Source organism: Microbacterium sp. BH-3-3-3 (assembly GCF_007679045.1).
GTDB lineage: Bacteria > Actinomycetota > Actinomycetes > Actinomycetales > Microbacteriaceae > Microbacterium > Microbacterium algihabitans.
In genome coordinates this window covers 77,372-95,685 of record NZ_VEFS01000004.1, presented here as the reverse complement: position 1 = coordinate 95,685, position 18,314 = coordinate 77,372, and the positions used below count along the sequence as shown (strand labels likewise).

Annotated in this window: 19 protein-coding genes; 4 read left to right on the top strand and 15 right to left on the bottom strand. The window is 71.4% G+C overall.

Translation table 11 applies throughout. From position 1 onward, the window contains the following. Nucleotides 1–90 precede the first annotated feature (90 nt). On the top strand, nt 91–642 hold the full coding sequence (locus FS769_RS12685) for a methylated-DNA--[protein]-cysteine S-methyltransferase (RefSeq protein WP_144833977.1): 552 nt from the start codon (nt 91–93) through the stop codon (nt 640–642). Between the two features lie 140 nt (nt 643–782). On the opposite strand, the gene FS769_RS12680 is transcribed toward FS769_RS12685, so the two are convergent. After that, nucleotides 783–2,399, bottom strand: a complete 1,617-nt coding sequence (locus FS769_RS12680; RefSeq protein WP_186325541.1) for a cation acetate symporter — start codon at nt 2,397–2,399, stop codon at nt 783–785. Continuing rightward, entirely contained in the window at nt 2,396–2,749 is a 354-nt protein-coding gene (locus FS769_RS12675; RefSeq protein WP_144833975.1) for a DUF485 domain-containing protein, read from the bottom strand. The genes FS769_RS12680 and FS769_RS12675 overlap by 4 nt, the downstream gene beginning before the upstream one ends. A 139-nt stretch (nt 2,750–2,888) precedes the next feature. Here FS769_RS12675 and FS769_RS12670 point away from each other — a divergent pair, with 139 nt between their 5' ends. Both FS769_RS12670 and FS769_RS12665 read left to right on the top strand, forming a co-directional pair. After that, nucleotides 2,889–3,740 (top strand): LuxR C-terminal-related transcriptional regulator, encoded by an 852-nt coding sequence (locus FS769_RS12670; protein WP_144833973.1) that lies wholly within the window; start codon nt 2,889–2,891, stop codon nt 3,738–3,740. Nucleotides 3,741–3,853: 113 nt separating this feature from the next. Then, nucleotides 3,854–4,141, top strand: a complete 288-nt coding sequence (locus tag FS769_RS12665) for a Fe-S cluster assembly protein HesB (RefSeq protein WP_144833972.1) — start codon at nt 3,854–3,856, stop codon at nt 4,139–4,141. Between the two features lie 262 nt (nt 4,142–4,403). Here the strand turns inward: FS769_RS12665 and FS769_RS12660 are convergent, their stop codons facing one another. The 7 genes from FS769_RS12660 to paaA form a co-directional block, all read right to left on the bottom strand. Next, on the bottom strand, nt 4,404–5,141 hold the full coding sequence (locus FS769_RS12660; RefSeq protein WP_144833970.1) for a hypothetical protein: 738 nt from the start codon (nt 5,139–5,141) through the stop codon (nt 4,404–4,406). A 70-nt stretch (nt 5,142–5,211) separates the two neighbouring features. After that, nucleotides 5,212–5,982 (bottom strand): enoyl-CoA hydratase/isomerase family protein, encoded by a 771-nt coding sequence (locus FS769_RS12655; protein ID WP_144834313.1) that lies wholly within the window; start codon nt 5,980–5,982, stop codon nt 5,212–5,214. A gap of 5 nt (nt 5,983–5,987) precedes the next feature. Then, nucleotides 5,988–7,124, bottom strand: a complete 1,137-nt coding sequence (gene paaE, locus FS769_RS12650; protein ID WP_144785650.1) for a 1,2-phenylacetyl-CoA epoxidase subunit PaaE — start codon at nt 7,122–7,124, stop codon at nt 5,988–5,990. After that, the gene (paaD, locus tag FS769_RS12645) at nt 7,124–7,606 is read right to left on the bottom strand and encodes a 1,2-phenylacetyl-CoA epoxidase subunit PaaD (protein WP_144833969.1); all 483 of its coding nucleotides are present in this window, start codon (nt 7,604–7,606) and stop codon (nt 7,124–7,126) included. The genes paaE and paaD overlap by 1 nt, the downstream gene beginning before the upstream one ends. Continuing rightward, complete coding sequence (paaC, locus tag FS769_RS12640; RefSeq protein WP_144833966.1) at nt 7,603–8,430, bottom strand: 1,2-phenylacetyl-CoA epoxidase subunit PaaC; 828 nt, start codon at nt 8,428–8,430, stop codon at nt 7,603–7,605. Before paaC ends, paaD begins: the two co-directional genes overlap by 4 nt. A gap of 191 nt (nt 8,431–8,621) precedes the next feature. Beyond that, a complete protein-coding gene (gene paaB / locus FS769_RS12635; protein WP_055838158.1) occupies nt 8,622–8,927 on the bottom strand; it encodes a 1,2-phenylacetyl-CoA epoxidase subunit PaaB in 306 nt (101 codons plus the stop codon). Next, nucleotides 8,927–9,898: a 1,2-phenylacetyl-CoA epoxidase subunit PaaA gene (paaA, locus tag FS769_RS12630; RefSeq protein WP_144833965.1), complete on the bottom strand. Its 972-nt coding sequence runs from the start codon at nt 9,896–9,898 to the stop codon at nt 8,927–8,929. The genes paaB and paaA overlap by 1 nt, the downstream gene beginning before the upstream one ends. 104 nt (nt 9,899–10,002) lie before the next feature. Between paaA and FS769_RS12625 the strand changes: the two genes are divergently transcribed. Further along, nucleotides 10,003–10,665 carry an HAD family hydrolase gene (locus tag FS769_RS12625; protein WP_144833963.1) on the top strand — a complete coding sequence of 221 codons (663 nt, stop codon included), beginning with the start codon at nt 10,003–10,005 and terminating at the stop codon, nt 10,663–10,665. 327 nt (nt 10,666–10,992) lie between these two features. Here FS769_RS12625 and FS769_RS12620 read toward each other — a convergent pair whose 3' ends face one another. The 6 genes from FS769_RS12620 to FS769_RS12595 form a co-directional block, all read right to left on the bottom strand. Then, complete coding sequence (locus FS769_RS12620; protein ID WP_144833961.1) at nt 10,993–12,303, bottom strand: AMP-binding protein; 1,311 nt, start codon at nt 12,301–12,303, stop codon at nt 10,993–10,995. Further along, a complete protein-coding gene (gene paaI, locus FS769_RS17185; protein WP_144833959.1) occupies nt 12,300–12,986 on the bottom strand; it encodes a hydroxyphenylacetyl-CoA thioesterase PaaI in 687 nt (228 codons plus the stop codon). The genes FS769_RS12620 and paaI overlap by 4 nt, the downstream gene beginning before the upstream one ends. Then, nucleotides 12,983–15,028, bottom strand: coding sequence for a phenylacetic acid degradation bifunctional protein PaaZ (paaZ, locus tag FS769_RS12610; RefSeq protein WP_144833957.1), 2,046 nt, complete (start codon nt 15,026–15,028; stop codon nt 12,983–12,985). Before paaZ ends, paaI begins: the two co-directional genes overlap by 4 nt. Next, on the bottom strand, nt 15,025–15,945 hold the full coding sequence (locus FS769_RS12605; RefSeq protein ID WP_396652422.1) for a 3-hydroxyacyl-CoA dehydrogenase family protein: 921 nt from the start codon (nt 15,943–15,945) through the stop codon (nt 15,025–15,027). The genes paaZ and FS769_RS12605 overlap by 4 nt, the downstream gene beginning before the upstream one ends. Next, the gene (locus tag FS769_RS12600) at nt 15,942–16,661 is read right to left on the bottom strand and encodes an enoyl-CoA hydratase/isomerase family protein (RefSeq protein ID WP_144834309.1); all 720 of its coding nucleotides are present in this window, start codon (nt 16,659–16,661) and stop codon (nt 15,942–15,944) included. Before FS769_RS12600 ends, FS769_RS12605 begins: the two co-directional genes overlap by 4 nt. Before the next feature lie 337 nt (nt 16,662–16,998). Further along, nucleotides 16,999–18,189 (bottom strand): acetyl-CoA C-acyltransferase, encoded by a 1,191-nt coding sequence (locus FS769_RS12595; protein ID WP_144833955.1) that lies wholly within the window; start codon nt 18,187–18,189, stop codon nt 16,999–17,001. Nucleotides 18,190–18,314 lie beyond the last annotated feature (125 nt).

The following is an 18,314-nucleotide window of genomic DNA, read 5'->3' as shown; positions in this document are numbered from 1 at the left end:
GCTTCCTCCACAGGCGGCGAGTCGAGCGGATCGTCCCCATTCCCGGCATCCGCCGCAGCACGAGATCGACGCGGTCGTGAGGATGAGCGCATGAACAGAGTCACCAGCACCGATTACGACAGCCCGGTGGGGCCGGTCCTGCTCACGTTCGTCGACGACGCCCTCGTGCGCCTCGACGTCGCGCACGACGGTCTCGACCTCGCCCGCGAGAGCATCGCCCATCGACTGGGGGTCATGGCCGAGCCGGATTCCGCAGTGGGGGCGTCGCTCGTGGCGCAGCTCGACGAGTACTTCGACGGCGCGCGCCGGGAGTTCGACGTGCCGCTCGACTTCCGCCTCGTGCGCGGGTTCACCCGGGCGGCGCTCGAGGCGACGTGCGAGATCCCCTATGGCGAGGTGGCGTCGTACGGCGAGGTCGCGCGGATGGCCGGCGTCGATCGCGCCGCTCGCGCCGTGGGCACCGCGTGCGCGTCGAGCCCGTTCTCGATCGTCGTGCCGGTGCACCGCGTCGTGCGCTCCGACGGATCGATCGGCGAGTACGGCGGTCACCCCGAGGTGAAGCGGTTCCTGCTGACGCTGGAGGCCGAGGCGCTGCTGGGCGGATCCCTCCCCGTCTCTGAGGCGGACCGCGCCTCCGTGTGAGCGCCTGGGCCTCTCCGATCCTCCTAGGGGACGCGCCGTGGGAGGAGAGGCACGGATGCCGACGGCCCTCGCATCTGCGGTCGCCCGACGCCCGGCCCCGCCGAAGCGAGGACCGGGCGCCGGGCGACCGCAGCGGGCCGCTAGTGGTTCGAGGCCTTCTCCGCTCCGAAGCCGGTGAGCGAGCGCACGTCCATCTCGGCGGCCTTGCGCCGATCCTCCGCGACGCGCGAGGTCACCGACCCGAGCCAGCCGAGGAAGAACCCGAGCGGGATCGAGACGATGCCCGGGTTGTTCAACGGCCAGATCGCCACTCCCGTGTTGACGAACACGCTCGTGGGGGTCCCCCAGAACACCGGCGAGAGGAAGATCAGCAGCAGAGCCGAGCCCAGCCCGCCGTACATGCTCCACACCGCACCGCGCGTCGTGAATCGACGCCAGAACAGCGAGAAGAGGATTGTCGGCAGGTTCGCCGACGCCGCGACGGCGAAGGCCAGGGCGACCAGGAAGGCCACGTTCTGTCCCTGCACGCCGATGCCACCCAGGATCGCGAGCACGCCGATCACGATCACCGTGCGCCGCGCCACCTTGACCTCTCCGTCGGGCGGGACGTCGCCCTTCTTCACGACGTTCGCGTAGATGTCGTGGGCGAACGACGCGGCCGCGGTGATCGTGAGACCCGCGACCACCGCCAGGATCGTCGCGAACGCGACCGCCGAGATGAAGCCGAGCAGCAGCGGTCCGCCGAGCGCGAAGGCGAGGAGGGGGGCTGCGGCGTTGACGCCGCCGGGCGCCGCGAGGATGGCCTCCGAGCCCACGAGGGCACCCGCGCCGTAACCGAGCACGAGGGTGAGGATGTAGAAGAGGCCGATCAGCCAGATCGCCCACACCACCGAGCGACGGGCCTCTTTCGCGGTGGGCACCGTGTAGAAGCGCATCAGCACGTGCGGAAGACCCGCGGTGCCGAGTACGAGGGCGAGCGCGAGCGAGATGAAGTCCCACGGGTTCTTGCCGTACTGCAGACCCGGGGCCAACACGGCATCACCCTTGGGCGAGGCGGCGACGGCGCTCTCGAGCAGGGTGTTGAGGCTGAAGCCGTTGATCGCGAGCACCCACACCGTCATGACGACCGCGCCGCCGATGAGCAGGAACGCCTTGACGATTTGCACCCACGTGGTGCCCTTCATGCCGCCGATGAGCACGTACACGATCATCAGGATGCCGACGACGGCCACGACGATCGACTGCCCCACCCGCTCGGTGATGCCCAGCAGCAACGACACCAGTCCGCCGGCGCCCGCCATCTGCGCGAGCAGATAGAAGAAGCACACCGCGAGGGTCGTGATGGCCGCGGCCATCCGCACCGGGCGCTCCTTGAGCCGGAACGACAGCACGTCGGCCATCGTGAACTTGCCGGTGTTGCGCATGAGCTCGGCCACGAGCAGCAGAGCCACCAGCCACGCCACCAGGAAGCCGATCGAGTAGAGGAAGCCGTCGTAGCCGTTGATCGCGATCGCCCCGACGATGCCGAGGAACGACGCCGCCGAGAGGTAGTCGCCCGCGATCGCGAAGCCGTTCTGCGGTCCCGTGAACGACCGGCCCGCCGCGTAGTAGTCGGCCGCCGTCTTGCTGTTGCGGCTGGCCCGGATCACGATGAACAGCGTCACGGCGACGAACGCACCGAAGATCGAGATGTTCAGCACCGGGTTGTTCTCGACCGTCTGCACGGCCGCATCGATGGAGGCGAGCACGTCGTTCACGAGCGACCCTCCTCAGCGCGCTCGAGCTCGGAGCGCAGCTGCTCGGCACCCGGGTCGAGGCGGCGGTTGGCGTACGCGACGTAGCCCATGGTGATGGCGAACGTGGTCACGAACTGGCCGAGCCCGAAGAGCAGCCCGACGGTGATGGCGCCGCTGACCGGCTGCGCCATGAACTCCGGCGCGAACGACGACAGCAGAACGTAGACGAAGTACCAGACGAGGAACGCCACCGCGAGCGGGAAGACGAAGCTGCGTTGCCGCCGCTTCAGCTCCCGGAACGGGGCGGACTCCTCGACCGCGATGTAGTCGACGCCGCTGGTGTGCGCGTCGTCGATCCGACGATCCGTCATGTGGCCTCCTTGCCTCATGCGTCCGGCGCAACGCTGCGCCGATCGGGGAAAAGTCCGGGTCGGCGTCAGCTTTCCCGGTGATACAGTCGACGCTACGAAACGCGGCGATGAAGCCGTCACCCCCGGAAGTAGGTAGTGCGTGGCTGCACCCTCCGCACTTCGAGACGATGCGACGCTCGTGTCGCACGCGGTCGTCGAACTCGCCCGACGCACGCATTTCCCCGTCGCCTTCGGCGGCCTCGAGCACGACGGCGCCGTGCACGTGTCGAGCATCGTCGGCGCCCGCACGCGCAGCATCGAGGGGCTCGTCGTGCACGCCTCGCGGGGTCTCGGCGGACGAGCGCTCGTCGAGCGACGCCCCCGCATGACGCTCGACTACCGCACCTCGCGCTCGATCACCCACGACTACGACCGCGCCATCCTCGGCGAGGGCATCGCGACCCTCTTCGCCGTGCCCGTGCTCGTGGGCGGCACCGCGCGCGGCGTGCTCTACTGCGGCTCGTGGGCCCAGGCGCCGGTCGGCGAGGTCGAAGCGCGCCCCGCGTTCGACGTCGCCGGAGAGCTCGGCACCGAACTGCGCGTGCGCGCCGAGGTCGAGCGCCGCCTGCAGTCGGCGCCCACCCCCGAGGGCGGGCTCAGCGCCGGAGCGCGGGAAGAGATCCGCGAGAGCTACGCCCAACTGCGCAGCATCGCCGCCACTGTCGGCGACGACAGCGTGCGCCGCCGCCTCGAAGACGTCGAGGGCCGGCTCGCCGCCCTCACCGGCGACACCCCCGTGACCACACCCGACCCCGACGTGCACCTCTCGCGCCGCGAGATCGACGTGCTCGCGTGCGCGGCGGTCGGGTCGACGAACGGCGAGATCGCGACCACCTTGCAGCTGCGCGAGACCACCGTGAAGTCGTACCTCGCCTCGGCGATGGCCAAGCTCGACGCCTCGACGCGGCACGCCGCGGTCACCCGCGCACGCCGCGCGGGACTGCTCCCCTGACGCCTGGACGGCCGGTGAGAAAGCCCTGGCAATGACCGTTTGAGGTTGAGAGCCGCGCGGATTCTCGGCATCGTGGCTGACTCCTGTCGTCGATCAGAGAAAGAGAGTCGCCCATGCTGACGCTCACCGAAGAGGCCACGACCGCCGTCAAGACCATCACCGCCCAGATCCCCGACGCCCCGCACAGCGGCATCCGGATCGAGGGCGCCGGTTCCCCCGAGTCGCAGTTCAAGCTGAGCGTCGTCGACGCCCCCGCCACCGGCGACGCCGTCGTCGAGAACGGCGGAGCGCGCGTCTTCCTCGACAGCGACGCCGCAGCGGTGCTCGACGACCGCGTGCTCGACGCGCAGGTCGACCCCGAGCAGGGCTCGGTGCAGTTCGCGGTGACCAACGCCGCCTGACGCGCTGACGCTTCCGATCGATGCCCCGGCCGCGCGCCGGGGCATCGTCGTGTGCGGGGGTATCCCGTCGAGGTGCTCTTACGTTCGGCGGATCCGTCCCGGGGCCGCGAGTGTCCCCAGAGTGCCCGAGACTGCAACTCGCTGACATCCCCGCGTCAGGCTGCAACGGAGTTGTCGGCGAGATGAAGTCTCGCGATGCGTGCGGGCCGCGAGCGGCGCAGGGCGCGGCGATCGCACGAGAAACGGGGCGGATGCCGTTACCTCAGCCCCGGAAGACCACGACCTCGTCGTTCGGGGCGTCGTAGACGAACTGCAGGGCGGTGCCGGGAGGCAGATCGGTCGCCCGGATCTCGGCGGAGTCCTCGGTGAGCTGCAGCACTCCCTCGGCCGGGAAGATCCCCGCTCCGCACGAATCCAGGAACAGGCGCCCGTCGTAGGAGAATCCACCGTTGGAGACCTCGAGCAGCTCGGGCTGCCACACCGTCATGCATCGGGCTGCGTTCTCGTCGGCCTCGAACGGGGCATAGGTGATGACGCGAAAGCCCTCGAACTCTTCGTATGCCGTCACCGCGCTTGTGACGCCCCGTGTCAACGATGCCGGAACGTCGAAGTCCGGATCGGCGGCGAGACGCGCGATCTGCGTCGCCCCGACCTGCAGCGGGTCGGTCTGCACGCGCTGCACCAGCACGAGCGCCGTCGCCGCGCACACGACGACCAGGGCGGCCGCGGTCAGCAGGATCGTCGTGGAACGCCGCAGGCGCGGCATCCGGAACCTCCGACGCGGCGGCTCGGATGCCACGGGCGGCTCCCCCGCATCGCTCGGCCCGCTCGGCTCGTCGGCGGCCTCCGGCACGGGCGGAGCGGGGTCGTCGGCGACGTCGCGGCTTTCGAGTTCGATGAGTCGGCGCAGCGCCGCCGGGTCGGCGGAGATGTCCGCCCCGGGGGCGTAGGCCCGTCGGCGGAGGGCGGAGAGTTCGTCATCATCGTCGATGCGCGGCATGGTCCGATTCAATCAGCGATGCCGCCGCGACCCGCGGACGATTCGCGCACGCGGGGGTCGGATCGCGTGCTCAGCGGCCGGTGAACTCCGGTCGACGCTTCGCCTGGAACGCAGCGAACCCCTCGCGGTAGTCCGCCGTGGCGGCCAGGGCGGCCTGCGCGCGGTTCTCCAGGGCCATCGCCTCCCACAGCCCGAGGCGCTCGTCGCGCACCGCCGCCACGATGCGCTTGCTCGCGCGGAACGCCGCCGTCGGACCCGCCGCCGCCGTACGGGCGGCCAGCGCCGTGGCATCCGTCACCTCGTCGGCCGGGAATACCCGGGAGAACAGCCCCGCGCGCACCGCCTCGTCGCCCGACATCAGGCGCCCGGTGTAGATGAGGTCGAGGGTCGCATGGATGCCGAGGCGCTCGGCGAACAGCGCATGACCGCCCGAGTCGAGGGTCGCCCCGAGGGCGGCGAAGGGCGAGCCGAGCTTGGCGGTGTCGGCGACGTAGACGACGTCGGTGGCGATCAGCAGGCCGAGTCCCACGCCGAGGCACGCGCCGTGCGCGACGGCGAAGGTCGGTGCGGGGAACATCGCCATGCGTCGCAGCAGCGGGGTGAGCGTGTCGTCGAGGTAACCGGCGACGTCGTCGGTCGCGGGATCGACGCCCGAAATGTCGCGGCCGGCGCAGAACGACGGTCCCTCTCCGCGCAGCAGCACGGCGCGGGCGCCGTCGGCCTCGGCGCGGTCGTACGCGGCGGCGAGCTCGTGCAGGTCGTCGAGGCCGAGGGCGTTGCGCCGAGCGGGCGCGTTCAGCACGATCTCGGCGACGCCCTCGTCGAAGCGGTAGTCGATCATCGCGCTCACCCGTCGTAGTCGACGCGGACGGCGTCGGTGCTCGGGTGCGACTGACAGGTGAGCACGTACCCGCGTTCGATCTCATCGGGCTCGAGGGCGTAGTTCTCGGTCATCGACACGGCGCCCTCGATCACGCGGGCGCGGCAGGTTCCGCACACGCCTCCCGCGCACGCGAACGGCACGTCGGGTCGGACGCGTAGTGCTGCGGCGAGGATCGTCTCGTTCGCGGCGACCGGGCTGTCGACCGAAGCCGACTGCCCGTCGAGCGTGAAGTCGATGCGGCGGACCGGTTCGTCCTGGCGCACGCGCACCGGGCGTGCTCCCCCGGTCTGCGCGGGGGCATCGCCCTCGCCCGCGGTGAACAGCTCGAAGCGCACGCGCTCGCGCGGCACGCCGACCTCGGCGAGCACCTGGCGGCACAGCTCGACGAGGGCGAACGGCCCGCACAGGAACCATTCGTCGACGGATGCCGGATCGATGAGCCGCGACAGGATCAGCCGCAGCCGCTCGTCGTCGATACGCCCCGAGAACACCGGCGCCGCGCGCTGCTCGCGAGACAGCACGTGGTGCAGCGTGAGGCGGGACGGGTAGCGGTCCTTGAGGTCGGCGAGTTCGTCGACGAACATCACGTCGGTCGACGACCGGTTGGCGTAGACGATGGTCATGCGACTGTCGGCGGACCGCTCGAGAACGTCGGCGGCGAGCGCCATGATCGGCGTGATGCCCGAGCCCGCGGCGATCGCGACGACGTGGCCCGTCGCGGTCGAGGCCTTCGAGACGAAGGTGCCCTGGGGGCTCATCACGTCGACCTCGTCGCCGGGGCGCAGACCCTCGTGCGCCCACGTCGAGAAGCGGCCGTCGGGGTCGCGCTTGATGCCCACGCTGATCGAGCCGCGCGCCGGCGGTCGGCAGATCGAGTACGAGCGGCGCAGCTCCTCGCCGTCGACACGGGCACGGAGCGCGACGTACTGCCCGGGCGCGTAGTCGAACGCGTCAGCGAGGTCGTCGGGCACCGCGAAGGTCACCTCGATCGCGGTCGGGGTGAGCGGGCGCACGTCGGCGACACGCAGGGTGTGGAAGCGGGCGCGGGCGCGCGGGGTTCCGGGAGTGGCTGCCGGGTTCACGGCATCCGTCATCGTCATCAGAGGGCCTTGAAGTGATCGAAGGGCTCGAGGCACGCGCGGCACTCCCAGTGCGACTTGCACGAGGTGGAGCCGAAGCGCGAGACCTCGCGGGTGTTCAACGAACCGCAGCGGGGGCACGCGACGCTGAGCGTCACGCGGATGGGTCCCGCGGGCGCGCGGCCGGTCGGCGGGGCGATGCCGTACTCGGTGAGCTTGCGCTTGCCGTCGTCGCTCATCCAGTCGGTCGTCCACGCGGGGGTGAGCGTCGTCTTGACCACGGCGTGGTCGAAACCGGCCGCGGTGAGCGCGAGCACGATGTCATCGCGGATCGCGTCGACCGCGGGGCAGCCCGAGTAGGTCGGGGTGATCGTGACGGTCACCGTGTCGCCGTCGAGGCGCACGTCGCGGAGCACGCCGAGGTCGTCGATCGTGAGCACCGGCACCTCGGGGTCGACGACGGCCGCGACGACCTCCCGCGCGTGCTCGAGGGCCGCGGTCACCACGTCGCCCCCGGATGCCGGCGGGCCAGCACCTGCATCTCGGCGAGCAACGGCCCGAACGAGGGGTGGTGGGCGCCGCGACGACCCCCCGCGGAGGAGCCAGGAATCGAGGGGACGGGCACGTCCTCTTCGGCCAGGACGGCGGCGAGCACGTCGTCGACGCGACCGCGCAGCGACGACGGGCGCACCGCGATCGCCTCGAGACGGTCGTGCAGCGGCTCGTCGCGGAACAGCTCGTCGAGGTAGGGCCACACGTCGTCGAGGGCGACGAGGAAGCGCTGACGCGACTCGTCGGTGCCGCCGGCGAGACGCAGCGTCCACTGCACCGCGTGGTCGAGGTGGTAGTCCACCTCTTTCTCGGCCTTCGCCGCGACCGCGGAGATCACCGGATCGGCGGATGCCGCGAGGTCGCGGTACAGCTCGAGCAGATACGCGGATGCCAGGAGCTGACGGGCGATCGTGTGCGCGAAGTCGCCGTTCGGGAGCTCGAACAGCCAGACGCTGCGGAACTCGGGCTCGTCGCGCCAGTAGGCGAGGTCGTCTTCGCTGCGGCCGTCGTACGACCCCGCGTAACGCAGCAGCGAGCGGGCGTGGCCGAGCAGGTCGAGGGCGATGTTGCCGAGGGCGACGTCTTCCTCGAGCTCGGGGGCACGGGCGATCCAGCCGCAGAGGTTCTGCGACAGGATCAGGGCGTCGTCGCCGAGGCGCAGGGCGTAGGCGGCGACGTCGGGGTCGGTCGCGCGGTCTTCTCCCCCGGCCAACTCGGCCGAGAGCTCGCGCACGTCGAGCGAGACGTCGCCGTGCGGGTCGTGGGCGTCGCTCACCGCAGGTCCCTGAGCCTGTCGAAGGGACCGGTCCCCCGCGCCCGCGTCAGGTCCCTGAGCCTGTCGAAGGGACCGGTCCCCCGCGTCGGGCTCAGCCACCGTCGCCGCATCAGGTCCCTGAGCCTGTCGAAGGGACCGGTCCCCCGCGATCGCCTCCGCCGCCGGCGCTGCGCCGTGATCGGTCGAGGTGCTCACAGGTGCGGCACCCCCTCTGACGCGGTGTAGTACACCGCGTGCCGGTAGTTCTTGCCCGCGGGCGACTCGAAGAACGCGCCCTTGGCTCCCGGGTCGCTCGTGGTCACGGCATCCGAGGGCACGACCCACACCGAGACGCCCTCGCCGCGACGGGTGTAGAGGTCGCGGGCGTTGCGCACCGCGAGCTCGGCGTCGGGCGCGTGGAGGGAGCCGACGTGCACATGGCTCAGACCGCGGTTCGCGCGCACGAAGACCTCCCACAGGGGCCAGGTCTCGGCGGGGCTGCCGCCGGGGGTGGCCATCAGGCGGCCGCCGTCTCGGTGCGGGCGGCGCTCTTCTTGGCGGCATACGCCGCCGCGGCCTCTCGCACCCACGCACCCTCTTCGTGCGCGGCGCGACGGTTCTGCAGGCGCTGGCGGTTGAGCGGTCCCCGACCCGCGAGAACCTCCTGGAACTCGGTCCAGTCGATCTCGCCCATGTCGTACTGGCCCGTCTCGTCGTTGAAGCGCAGCTCGGGGTCGGGCAGGGTCACGCCCAGCACCGCGGCCTGCGGCACGAGCATCGAGACGAAGCGCTGGCGCAGGTCGTCGTTGCTGAAGCGCTTGATGTTCCACGCCATCGACTGCGCCGAGTTGGGCGAGTCGTCATCGGGGGGTCCGAACATCATCAGGCTCGGCCAGTACCACCGGTCCACGGCATCCTGAGCCATCTTCCGCTGCTCGTCGGTGCCCTGCATGAGCGTCAGCAGGATCTCGAACCCCTGGCGCTGGTGGAACGACTCCTCCTTGCAGATGCGCACCATCGCGCGGCCGTAGGGTCCGTAGGACGCACGGCACAGAGGCACCTGGTTGCAGATCGCGGCGCCGTCGACGAGCCAGCCGATCGCGCCCATGTCGGCCCACGTCGGGGTCGGGTAGTTGAAGATCGACGAGTACCGCGCCTTGCCGTCGACCAGCTGCTGCGTCATCTCGTCGCGCGTGATGCCGAGCGTCTGCGCGGCGGAGTACAGGTAAAGACCGTGCCCGGCCTCGTCCTGCACCTTCGCGAGCAGGATCGACTTGCGCTTGAGGCTCGGGGCCCGGGTGATCCACGCCCCCTCGGGCTGCATGCCGATGATCTCGGAGTGCGCGTGCTGCGAGATCTGGCGGATGAGCGTGCGCCGGTAGCCGTCGGGCATCCAGTCGCGCGGCTCGATGCGTCCGTCGGCCTCGATCAGGGCGTCGAACATCGCCTCGCCGTCGAGGGCCTCCGTCGTGGGGGCGGTCATCGTCATCGTCGACTCCTTTTACAGACCGATCGTTCAGTAAAAGTGTAGCCGGGGTGCGCACGAGCCGCAACGGCCGTGACCCTCGATCTGCGACCGGATGGAGTGAGGACATGGCCGATACTGCGATCTTCGACGTCGACGGCACCCTCGTCGACACCAACTACCAGCACGCACTCGCGTGGTACCGCGCGTTCCGGCGCTTCGACCTCGTCCTGCCGGTCTGGCGGATTCACCGCTCGATCGGCAAGGGCGGCGACCAGCTCGTCCCCGCACTCGTGGGCGACGCCGTCGAGCGCGAGCACGGCGATGCCCTGCGCGGTGCCTGGAGCCAGGAGATCTCCCCCATGATCGACGAGGTCCGCCCGTTCGACGGCGCGCACGACCTGCTGCTGGCCGTCAAAGAGCGGGGCTTCCGCGTCGTGCTGGCGAGCTCGGGCAAGAAGGACCACGTCGAGCACTTCCTCGATCTGCTCGACGCGCGCGAGCTCGCGGACGCGTGGACGACGTCCGACGACGTGGAGGCCAGCAAGCCCGCGCCGGATCTGGTGCAGACCGCGCTCGCGCGCGTCTCGGGCGCCCACGGCGTCATGATCGGCGACTCCCCCTGGGATGCGATCGCCGCCTCGAAGGCATCCGTCCCCACGATCGCGGTACGAACCGGCGGCTTCTCCCGAGAAGAGCTGACGGATGCCGGGGCCGAGAGCGTCTTCGACAGCCTCCGCGACCTCATCGACGGGCTCGACGGCACGCCCCTCGCGCGCGCGGGGGCCTGAGGCGCCGCGCGGCCCCCGCCGCATTCGCGAGACCGCACGCGGTCGTCGAGGACGCACCCGATTGCAGCCCGACGGGTGCGTCCTCGACGAAGCGGTGCGTCCTCGACGCGCGGGCGCGAGGCCCCTTCGTCGAGCCGCGTCGGGGAGGCCGCATCGCGGGCCGGGCCACACCGCGGGCCGGGCCGCACCGCAGGAGAACCGGCGGCGCGGCGAACCCGATCCCCTCAATCCGGCGGGCGACTCGAGCGGGGCCTCCCCGATCTCCTGCGTTGTGCGCGAGAGGCGCGGCGCATCCCGCCCGACCCGCCCGGCCGGCGCGCCCGGCCCTCAGCGCAGGTCGTACACCCGCTTGTACTTGCCCTCGCTGCGGGGCAGCACGCCCGGTTCCTCGACGCGCACGTCGACGGTCGTGCCGATCAGCACCTTGATGCGCTGCTGCAGCACGACGCCGGCGGCCTCGCACACCTCGCGGTCGAGGGCCGGATGCCGCTCGATGCGCACGGTCATGGCATCCATTCGTCCTTCTCGACGCAGCTCGAGCACGAAGTGCGGAGTGAGCTTCTCGATGCCCAGCACGATCTCCTCGATCTGCGTCGGGAAGAGGTTCACACCGCGCAGGATGATCATGTCGTCGTTGCGGCCGGTGATCTTCTCGATGCGCCGCATCGCCGGGAACGCCGAGCCGGGCTGCAGCCGGGTGAGGTCGCGGGTGCGGTAGCGGATGACCGGGAACGCCTCCTTCGTGAGCGAGGTGAACACCAGCTCGCCCAGCTCGCCGTCGCCGACGGGCTCTCCGCTCTCGCCGTCGATCGTCTCGGGGAGGAAGTGGTCTTCCCAGATGTGCGGACCGTCCTTGGTGAGGGCGCTCTCGGATGCCACGCCCGGGCCCATCACCTCGCTCAGGCCGTAGATGTCGACCGCGACGAGGTCGAGGCGACGCTCGATCTCGTGGCGCATCTCGTTCGTCCACGGCTCCGCGCCGAGCACCGCGACCTTCAGCGAGGTCGAGCGCGGGTCGACGCCGGACGCCTCGAGGGCGTCGGCGATCGTCAGGAGGTAGCTGGGCGTGCACAGGATGGCATCCGGCTCGAAATCCTGGATGAGCTGCGCCTGTCGCGCGGTCTGCCCGCCCGACATCGGGATCACGGTCGCGCCGAGGCGCTCGATGCCCGCGTGGGCTCCGAGGCCGCCGGTGAACAGGCCGTAGCCGTAGGCGTTGTGCACGCGATCCCCGGCACGGATGCCGGCGGCGCTCAGCGAACGCGCGACGAGATCGGCCCACCGGTCGAGGTCACCCGCGGTGTAGCCGACGACGGTGGGGCGCCCGGTCGTGCCCGACGAGGCGTGGATGCGGCGGACGTCGGCCATCCGCACCGCGAACATGCCGAAGGGGTAGGTCTCGCGCAGATCGCCCTTGGTCGTGAAGGGCAGCAGGCGGATGTCGTCGAGGCTGCGGATGTCGTCGGGGCCGACCCCGGCCTCGTCGAACTTGCGTCGGTACAGCGCGACGTTCTCGTAGGCGTGGCGCACGGTCCACTGCAGCCGCTCGAGCTGCAGCGCCCGCAGGCTCTCGAGCGGGATGGCGGTCGGATCGACGGATGCCAGGAAGTCGGGGCGCGATGCGGCGGTCAGGGTCATCGGGACACCTCCGTGGTCGTGAGCGCCTCGTCGCGCTCGGGGGCGGGGTCGTGCAGTGCGCGGGGGCCGGGGGCTTCGACAGGCTCAGCCACCGGCGCCGCCTCGCTCCCGCGCGAAACCGAGGTCCCTGAGCCTGTCGAAGGGACCGGGCCACGCTGAACGCCCGCGGCTTCGACAGGCTCAGCCACCGGCGCCGCCTCGCTCCCGCGCGAAACTGAGGTCCCTGAGCCTGTCGAAGGGACCGGGCCACGCTGAACGCCCGAGGCGTCGACAGGCTCAGCCACCGGCGCCGGCGGCCGGCGATCCGTCGTGATGCTGCGGCCGCGCACCTCGGCGACGAGGTCGCCCGTCTCATCGGTCACGCGGATGTCGTACAGGCCCGTGCGCCCGCTGCGCGCGCGGCGGGCGGCGGTCGCGGTGAGCGTCTGCCCCGCGGTGGTCGACTTCAAGAACGTGATGTCAGCGCCACCGGCGACCGTGACCCGCTCGTCTTCGTTGCACGCGATCGCGAACGCGGTGTCGGCGAGGGTGAAGACGAGCCCGCCGTGGGTGATGGCGAAACCGTTGAGCATGTCGTCGCGCACGGTCATCGAGACGCGGGACTCCCCCGGCGCGTCGTGCTCGACGACCATGCCGAGCATGCGCGAGGCGTTGTCGTTGCGCATCATCGGCCGCAGGGTCATGCCGGCACCGCCACGGGAGCCCACGTCTTGGCCACGAGTGTGAGCACGTCGTACTGCGCGACGATCTCGTCATTCTGGTTGCGGATCACGGCATCCCACCGCACCTCGCCGTACTCGTCGGTCTCGCGCGGGGTGATCTGCTTCGCCGTCAGGGCGACGCGGATGCGGTCGCCGGGTGAGACCGGGGTGACGAAGCGCAGGTTCTCGAGCCCCGAGTTCGCCAGCACCGGGCCGGGCGCGGGGTCGACGAACAGTCCGGCCGCCCACGACACGAGCAGGTAGCCGTGCGCGACGCGGCCCGGGAAGAAGGGGTTCGCGGCCGCGGACTCCTCGTCCATGTGCGCGTAGAACGTGTCGCCGGTGAAGTTCGCGAACACCTCGATGTCGTCGAGGGCGACTTCGCGTTCGGCCGATTCGACGGCATCCCCGATCCGAAGATCCGAGAGGGGTTTGCGGAACGGGTGGACACCGGCGGAGTCGGTCTCAGCTCCCGGATGCCACACCCCGGTCAACGCGGTGAGCATGCGGGGCGAGCCCTGGATCGCGGTGCGCTGCATGTAGTGGAGCACCGAGCGGATGCCGCCGAGCTCCTCGCCGCCGCCGGCGCGGCCGGGTCCGCCGTGCACGAGGTGCGGCACAGGGGCGCCGTGCCCGGTCGAGGTGCGGGCGTCGTCGCGGTCGAGGAAGAGCACGCGTCCGTTCATCGCGCCCATGCGGGTGAGCAGCTCGGTCGCGACGTCGGGGTCGTGGGTGGCGACGCTGGTGACGAGCGATCCCCCGCCGCGGCCCACGATGGTGGCGGCCTCGGCGACGTCGGCGTACTCGACGATGCTGGCGACCGGGCCGAACGCCTCGATGTCGTTGACGGCCGGGGTCGCGGCATCCGCGAAGGCGAGCAGCATCGGCTGAAGGAACGCGCCGTCGGCGGACGCTCCCTCGGGCGCCTCGGCGGATCCGACCACGAAGCGCCCACCGGCGTCGGTGAGGGCGCGGACCTGCCGCAGCACCTCGTCGCGCTGGGCGATCGAGACGACCGGCCCCATCGTCACGCCCTCGACGCGCGGGTCGCCGATGACCACGCGCTCGGCGATCTTGTCGCGCAGCGCCCGGGCCACGGCATCCGTCATGCCCGTCGGCACGATCGCGCGGCGGATCGCCGTGCACTTCTGACCCGCCTTGGTCGTGAGCTCGACCAGCAGCTGCTTCACGTAGGCGTCGAACTCGGGGGTACCGGGGGTGGCGTCGGGGCCGAGGATCGAGGCGTTGATCGAGTCGGTCTCGCTCGTGAACCGCACGCCGGGCTTCGCCTGAGCGCGCAGGCGCTCGGCGGTCGAGGCGCTTCCGGTGAACCCGACCGTGTCGCCCAGGTCGAGCAGGTCGAACAGGCCCGGAACGCTCCCGCTCACCAGCTGCAGCGCTCCCTCGGGCAGCAGACCGGTCTCGACGACCATGCGCACCCACGCCTCGGCGACGTAGGCCGTCGGGGTTGCGGGCTTGACGATCGTAGGGAGCCCGGCGAGGAAGGCCGGGGCGAACTTCTCGAGCGCACCCCACATCGGGAAGTTGAAAGCGTTGATCTGCACCGCGACGCCCGGCAGGCGCGTGTAGACGTGCCGGCCGAGGAACGAGCCGTCCTTCGACAGCGGCTCGATGGGTCCGTCGAGCACGACCTTGCCGGCGGGCAGCTCGCGCCGCGCCTTCGACGAGAAGGTGAACAGCACGCCGATGCCGCCGTCGACGTCGCTGAGCGAGTCGCGGCGGGTCGAGCCGGAGCGCTCCGAGAGGGCGTAGAGCTCTTCGCGGCGCTCGTTCAGCGCGATCGCGAGGTTCTTCAGCACCATCGCGCGCTGGTGGAAGGTCAGCGCGCCGATGCTCTTCTGCCCCGTCTCACGGGCGAAGGCGACGACTCCCGCGAGATCGAGCCCGCGCGTGCTGACGCGCACGATCTCGTCACCCGTCGAGGCGTCGCGCACGATCGCCGCATCGGGGTCGCTCTCGGGGGCCCACCAGGCGCCGTTCACGTAGCTGGGGAGGAAGGTCATGAGGCGCTCCATTCGTAGAATCCGCGGCCGGTCTTGCGGCCCAGGTGCCCCTGGGCGACGAGGTCGCGCAGCAAAGCGGGCGGGGTGAAACGCGCGCCGAACGCGCGCTCGAGTTCTTCGGCGATGCCGAGGCGCACATCGAGTCCGACGATGTCGGTGGTGCGGAGGGGCCCCATCGGATGCCGGTAGCCCAGCTCCATCGCGGTGTCGATGTCGTGCGCGGTGGCCACGCCCTCCTCGAGCATGCGGATCGCCTCGAGCCCGAGTGCGACCCCCAGGCGGCTCGATGCGAAGCCCGGCGCGTCGCGGACGACCACGGCGGTCTTGCCGATCGCCTCGACCCACTGGGTCGCTCGCGTGACGACCGCGGCGGTGGTGGCATCGCCGGTCACCACCTCGACGAGGGCCGAGGCGGGCACGGGGTTGAAGAAGTGCAGCCCGAGGAACCTGTCGGGGCGGGCGAGCGAGGCGGCGAGCGCGTCGATCGAGATGGAGGAGGTGTTGGATGCCACGACCGCGTCGCCCCGCACAGCTTCCTCGATCCGCGCCAGAGCGTCGAGCTTGAGGTCGCGATCCTCGGGCACGGCCTCGATCACGAGGCCCGCCTCGGCGAACGCTTCTGCGTCGACGCCGGTGGTGAGGGAGTCGGCATCCGGAATCTGCGTCCCCCTCTCCGCAGAGCGGGCCAGGGCGGTCTCGACGCGCTCCCGCGCCTGGGCGGCGGCGGCCTCGTCACGCTCGACGACATGCACGCGGGCTCCGGCGAGCAGGAACGCGTGCGCGATCCCGGCGCCCATGCGGCCTCCGCCGAGCACGCCGACGACGGCGGGGACGGATGCCGTGGCTTCGACGGCCGTGGAGTCGGGCGCGCCGGCGGTACCGGCGCGGGAGGGAGACGTGGTCTCGGGAAGGGTCACTTCTTCTTCCTCTCGAGGAACGCGGTCATGCGGGCGCGCTTGTCGGCGCTGTCGAAGAGCTCGGCCTGCAACTCGCCGTCGATTGCGGGGTGGTCGGCGCGGGGCGCGAGCAGCGCGCGCTTGGTCAGGATCGTCGCGCGCACGGAGTTCGCCGCGATGCGATCGGCGACCGCGTGCGCGGCGGGCAGCAGGTCGTCGGGCTCGTGCACTCTCGACAGCAGCCCCCAGGAGAGGGCCTCGTCGGCGTCGATCACGCGCGCGGTGAGCAGCAGCTCACTCGCGCGGGCGTGGCCGACGATCTCGGGCAGACGCCACGAGGCGCCGGCGGCGGCGATGATGCCGAGGCCCGGCTCGGGATTACCGAAGCGCACGCGCGGGGTGCCGAGGCGGATGTCGGCCGCATAGGCGAGTTCGGCTCCCCCGCCGAGGGCGAAGCCGTCGACGGCGGCGATCACCGGCATCGGGAGGTGCCGGATGCGATCGAACACCGTCGCATTGATGCCGCGACGCGCGTCGTCGCCCGTGCGCTCGCGCAGCTGGGCGATGTCGGCTCCGGCGGCGAAGATCCCGCCCGCACCGGTGACGATGAGCGTGCGGGGATCCGCCTCGAGTTCGGCGCACAAGGCGTGCAACTCGTCGACCATGGCCTGGTCGATCGCGTTGCGCACGTCGGGGCGGTCGAGGGTCGCGACGACGCGGTCGTCGCCGGTCTCGATGCGGAGGCGCGCTGACCCCGGCGCGCCGGTGGCCGAGCCTGAGGCGCCGGCGGCTGAGCCGCGTGCGCCGGTGGCTGAGCCTGTCGAAGCCCCCGGCCCCCGGGCTTCCCGGGTACCGGTCCCGTCGACAGGCTCAGGGACCTGGGTGGGCTCAGGGACCTGGGTGGGCTCAGGGACCTGGGTGGGCTCAGGGGCCGGCGTGACGGAGGTGGCTGAACCCGGCGCGCCGGTGGCTGAGCCTGTCGAAGCCCCCGGCCCCCGGGCTTCGCGGGTACCGGTCCCTTCGACAGGCTCAGGGACCTGGGTGGGCTCAGGGACCTGGGCCGACGTGCGCGGCTCAGCCATCGATCCGCTCCACGATCATCGCGGTGCCCTGGCCGACGCCGACGCACATCGTCGCGAGGCCGTACCGCGCGCTCTCGCGTTCGAGGCGCCCGAGCAGCGTCACGAGGAGCCGCGACCCGCTCGAGCCCAGCGGATGCCCCAACGCGATAGCCCCTCCGTCGGCGTTGACGATCTCGGGGTCGAGCCCGAGGCGCCGCATGCACGCGAGCGACTGCGAGGCGAAGGCCTCGTTGAGTTCGACGGCGCCGAGGTCGGATGCCGAGAGCCCGGCCTTCGCGAGGGCCTTCTCGGTCGCCGGCACGGGGCCGAGCCCCATGATCTCGGGAGCGAGAGCCGCGGAGGCGTTCGCGACGATCCGCGCCCGCGGCCGGAGCCCGTACCGCTCGACGGCTGCGGCGCTCGCGACGAGGAGGGCCGAGGCCCCGTCGTTGAGCGAGCTGGAGTTGCCCGCGGTGACGACCTCGCCGTCCTTCACGACCGGCTTGAGCCTCGCCAGCGCGTCGATCGAGGTGTCGCGGCGCGGACCTTCGTCGGTGTCGACGATGCCCCGACCGGTGTCGACGGCGACGATCTCGCTCGCGAAGCGACCGGCATCCTGGGCTGCGATGGCACGCTCGTGGCTGCGCAGCGCAAAGGCGTCGGTATCCGCCCGCGAGATCCCGTCTAGGCGAGCGACCTCTTCGGCCGTCTCGGGCATCGAGAACGTGGCCTTCTCACGCGCGGCGAGACGCGGGTTAATGAAGCGCCAGCCGATCGACGTGTCGAACGCCGCCCCGGGCTTCGCCCACGCCTTCTCGGGCTTCGCCTGCACCCAGGGTGCGCGTGTCATCGACTCGACGCCGCCGGCCACGATGAGGTCGGCGTCTCCCGCGCGCACGGCCTGCGCGGCGAGCGCGATCGCGCTCATGCCCGAGGCGCAGAGGCGGTTGACGGTGAGACCGGGGATGATGTCGGGAAGCCCCGCGAGCAGCACGGCCATGCGGGCGACGTTGCGGTTGTCCTCGCCCGCCTGGTTCGCGGCACCGAGGATCACTTCGTCGATCGCCTCACCGGGAACGCCAGCGCGGGCCACCGCCTCGACGACGACGAGGGCCGCGAGGTCGTCGGGACGAACGGAGGCCAGAGCCCCGCCGTACCGCCCGACCGGGGTGCGCGCACCGCCGATGAGAAACGCGTCCGCCATCGTTTTCCTCTCCCCCGCCGACTCTGGCGGGGCCCGTCCACCTCACCTGCGAGGTTTTCCGACCGATCGTTCAGTAATCATGCCACGACGGAGCGGGAGGAGGCAACGGGCGGGTGCCGAGAGGT

Bases quoted from the DNA above. Each gene is read 5' to 3' on its own strand.
- FS769_RS12685 (WP_144833977.1), top strand. From the start codon at position 91: ATGAACAGAGTCACCAGCACCGATTACGACAGCCCGGTGGGGCCGGTC.
- FS769_RS12675 (WP_144833975.1), bottom strand. From the start codon at position 2,749: ATGACGGATCGTCGGATCGACGACGCGCACACCAGCGGCGTCGACTAC.
- FS769_RS12665 (WP_144833972.1), top strand. From the start codon at position 3,854: ATGCTGACGCTCACCGAAGAGGCCACGACCGCCGTCAAGACCATCACC.
- FS769_RS12660 (WP_144833970.1), bottom strand. From the start codon at position 5,141: ATGCCGCGCATCGACGATGATGACGAACTCTCCGCCCTCCGCCGACGG.
- FS769_RS12655 (WP_144834313.1), bottom strand. From the start codon at position 5,982: ATGATCGACTACCGCTTCGACGAGGGCGTCGCCGAGATCGTGCTGAAC.
- paaE (WP_144785650.1), bottom strand. From the start codon at position 7,124: ATGACGATGACGGATGCCGTGAACCCGGCAGCCACTCCCGGAACCCCG.
- paaB (WP_055838158.1), bottom strand. From the start codon at position 8,927: ATGGCCACCCCCGGCGGCAGCCCCGCCGAGACCTGGCCCCTGTGGGAG.
- paaA (WP_144833965.1), bottom strand. From the start codon at position 9,898: ATGACGATGACCGCCCCCACGACGGAGGCCCTCGACGGCGAGGCGATG.
- FS769_RS12625 (WP_144833963.1), top strand. From the start codon at position 10,003: ATGGCCGATACTGCGATCTTCGACGTCGACGGCACCCTCGTCGACACC.
- FS769_RS12620 (WP_144833961.1), bottom strand. From the start codon at position 12,303: ATGACCCTGACCGCCGCATCGCGCCCCGACTTCCTGGCATCCGTCGAT.
- paaI (WP_144833959.1), bottom strand. From the start codon at position 12,986: ATGACCCTGCGGCCGATGATGCGCAACGACAACGCCTCGCGCATGCTC.
- paaZ (WP_144833957.1), bottom strand. From the start codon at position 15,028: ATGACCTTCCTCCCCAGCTACGTGAACGGCGCCTGGTGGGCCCCCGAG.
- FS769_RS12595 (WP_144833955.1), bottom strand. From the start codon at position 18,189: ATGGCGGACGCGTTTCTCATCGGCGGTGCGCGCACCCCGGTCGGGCGG.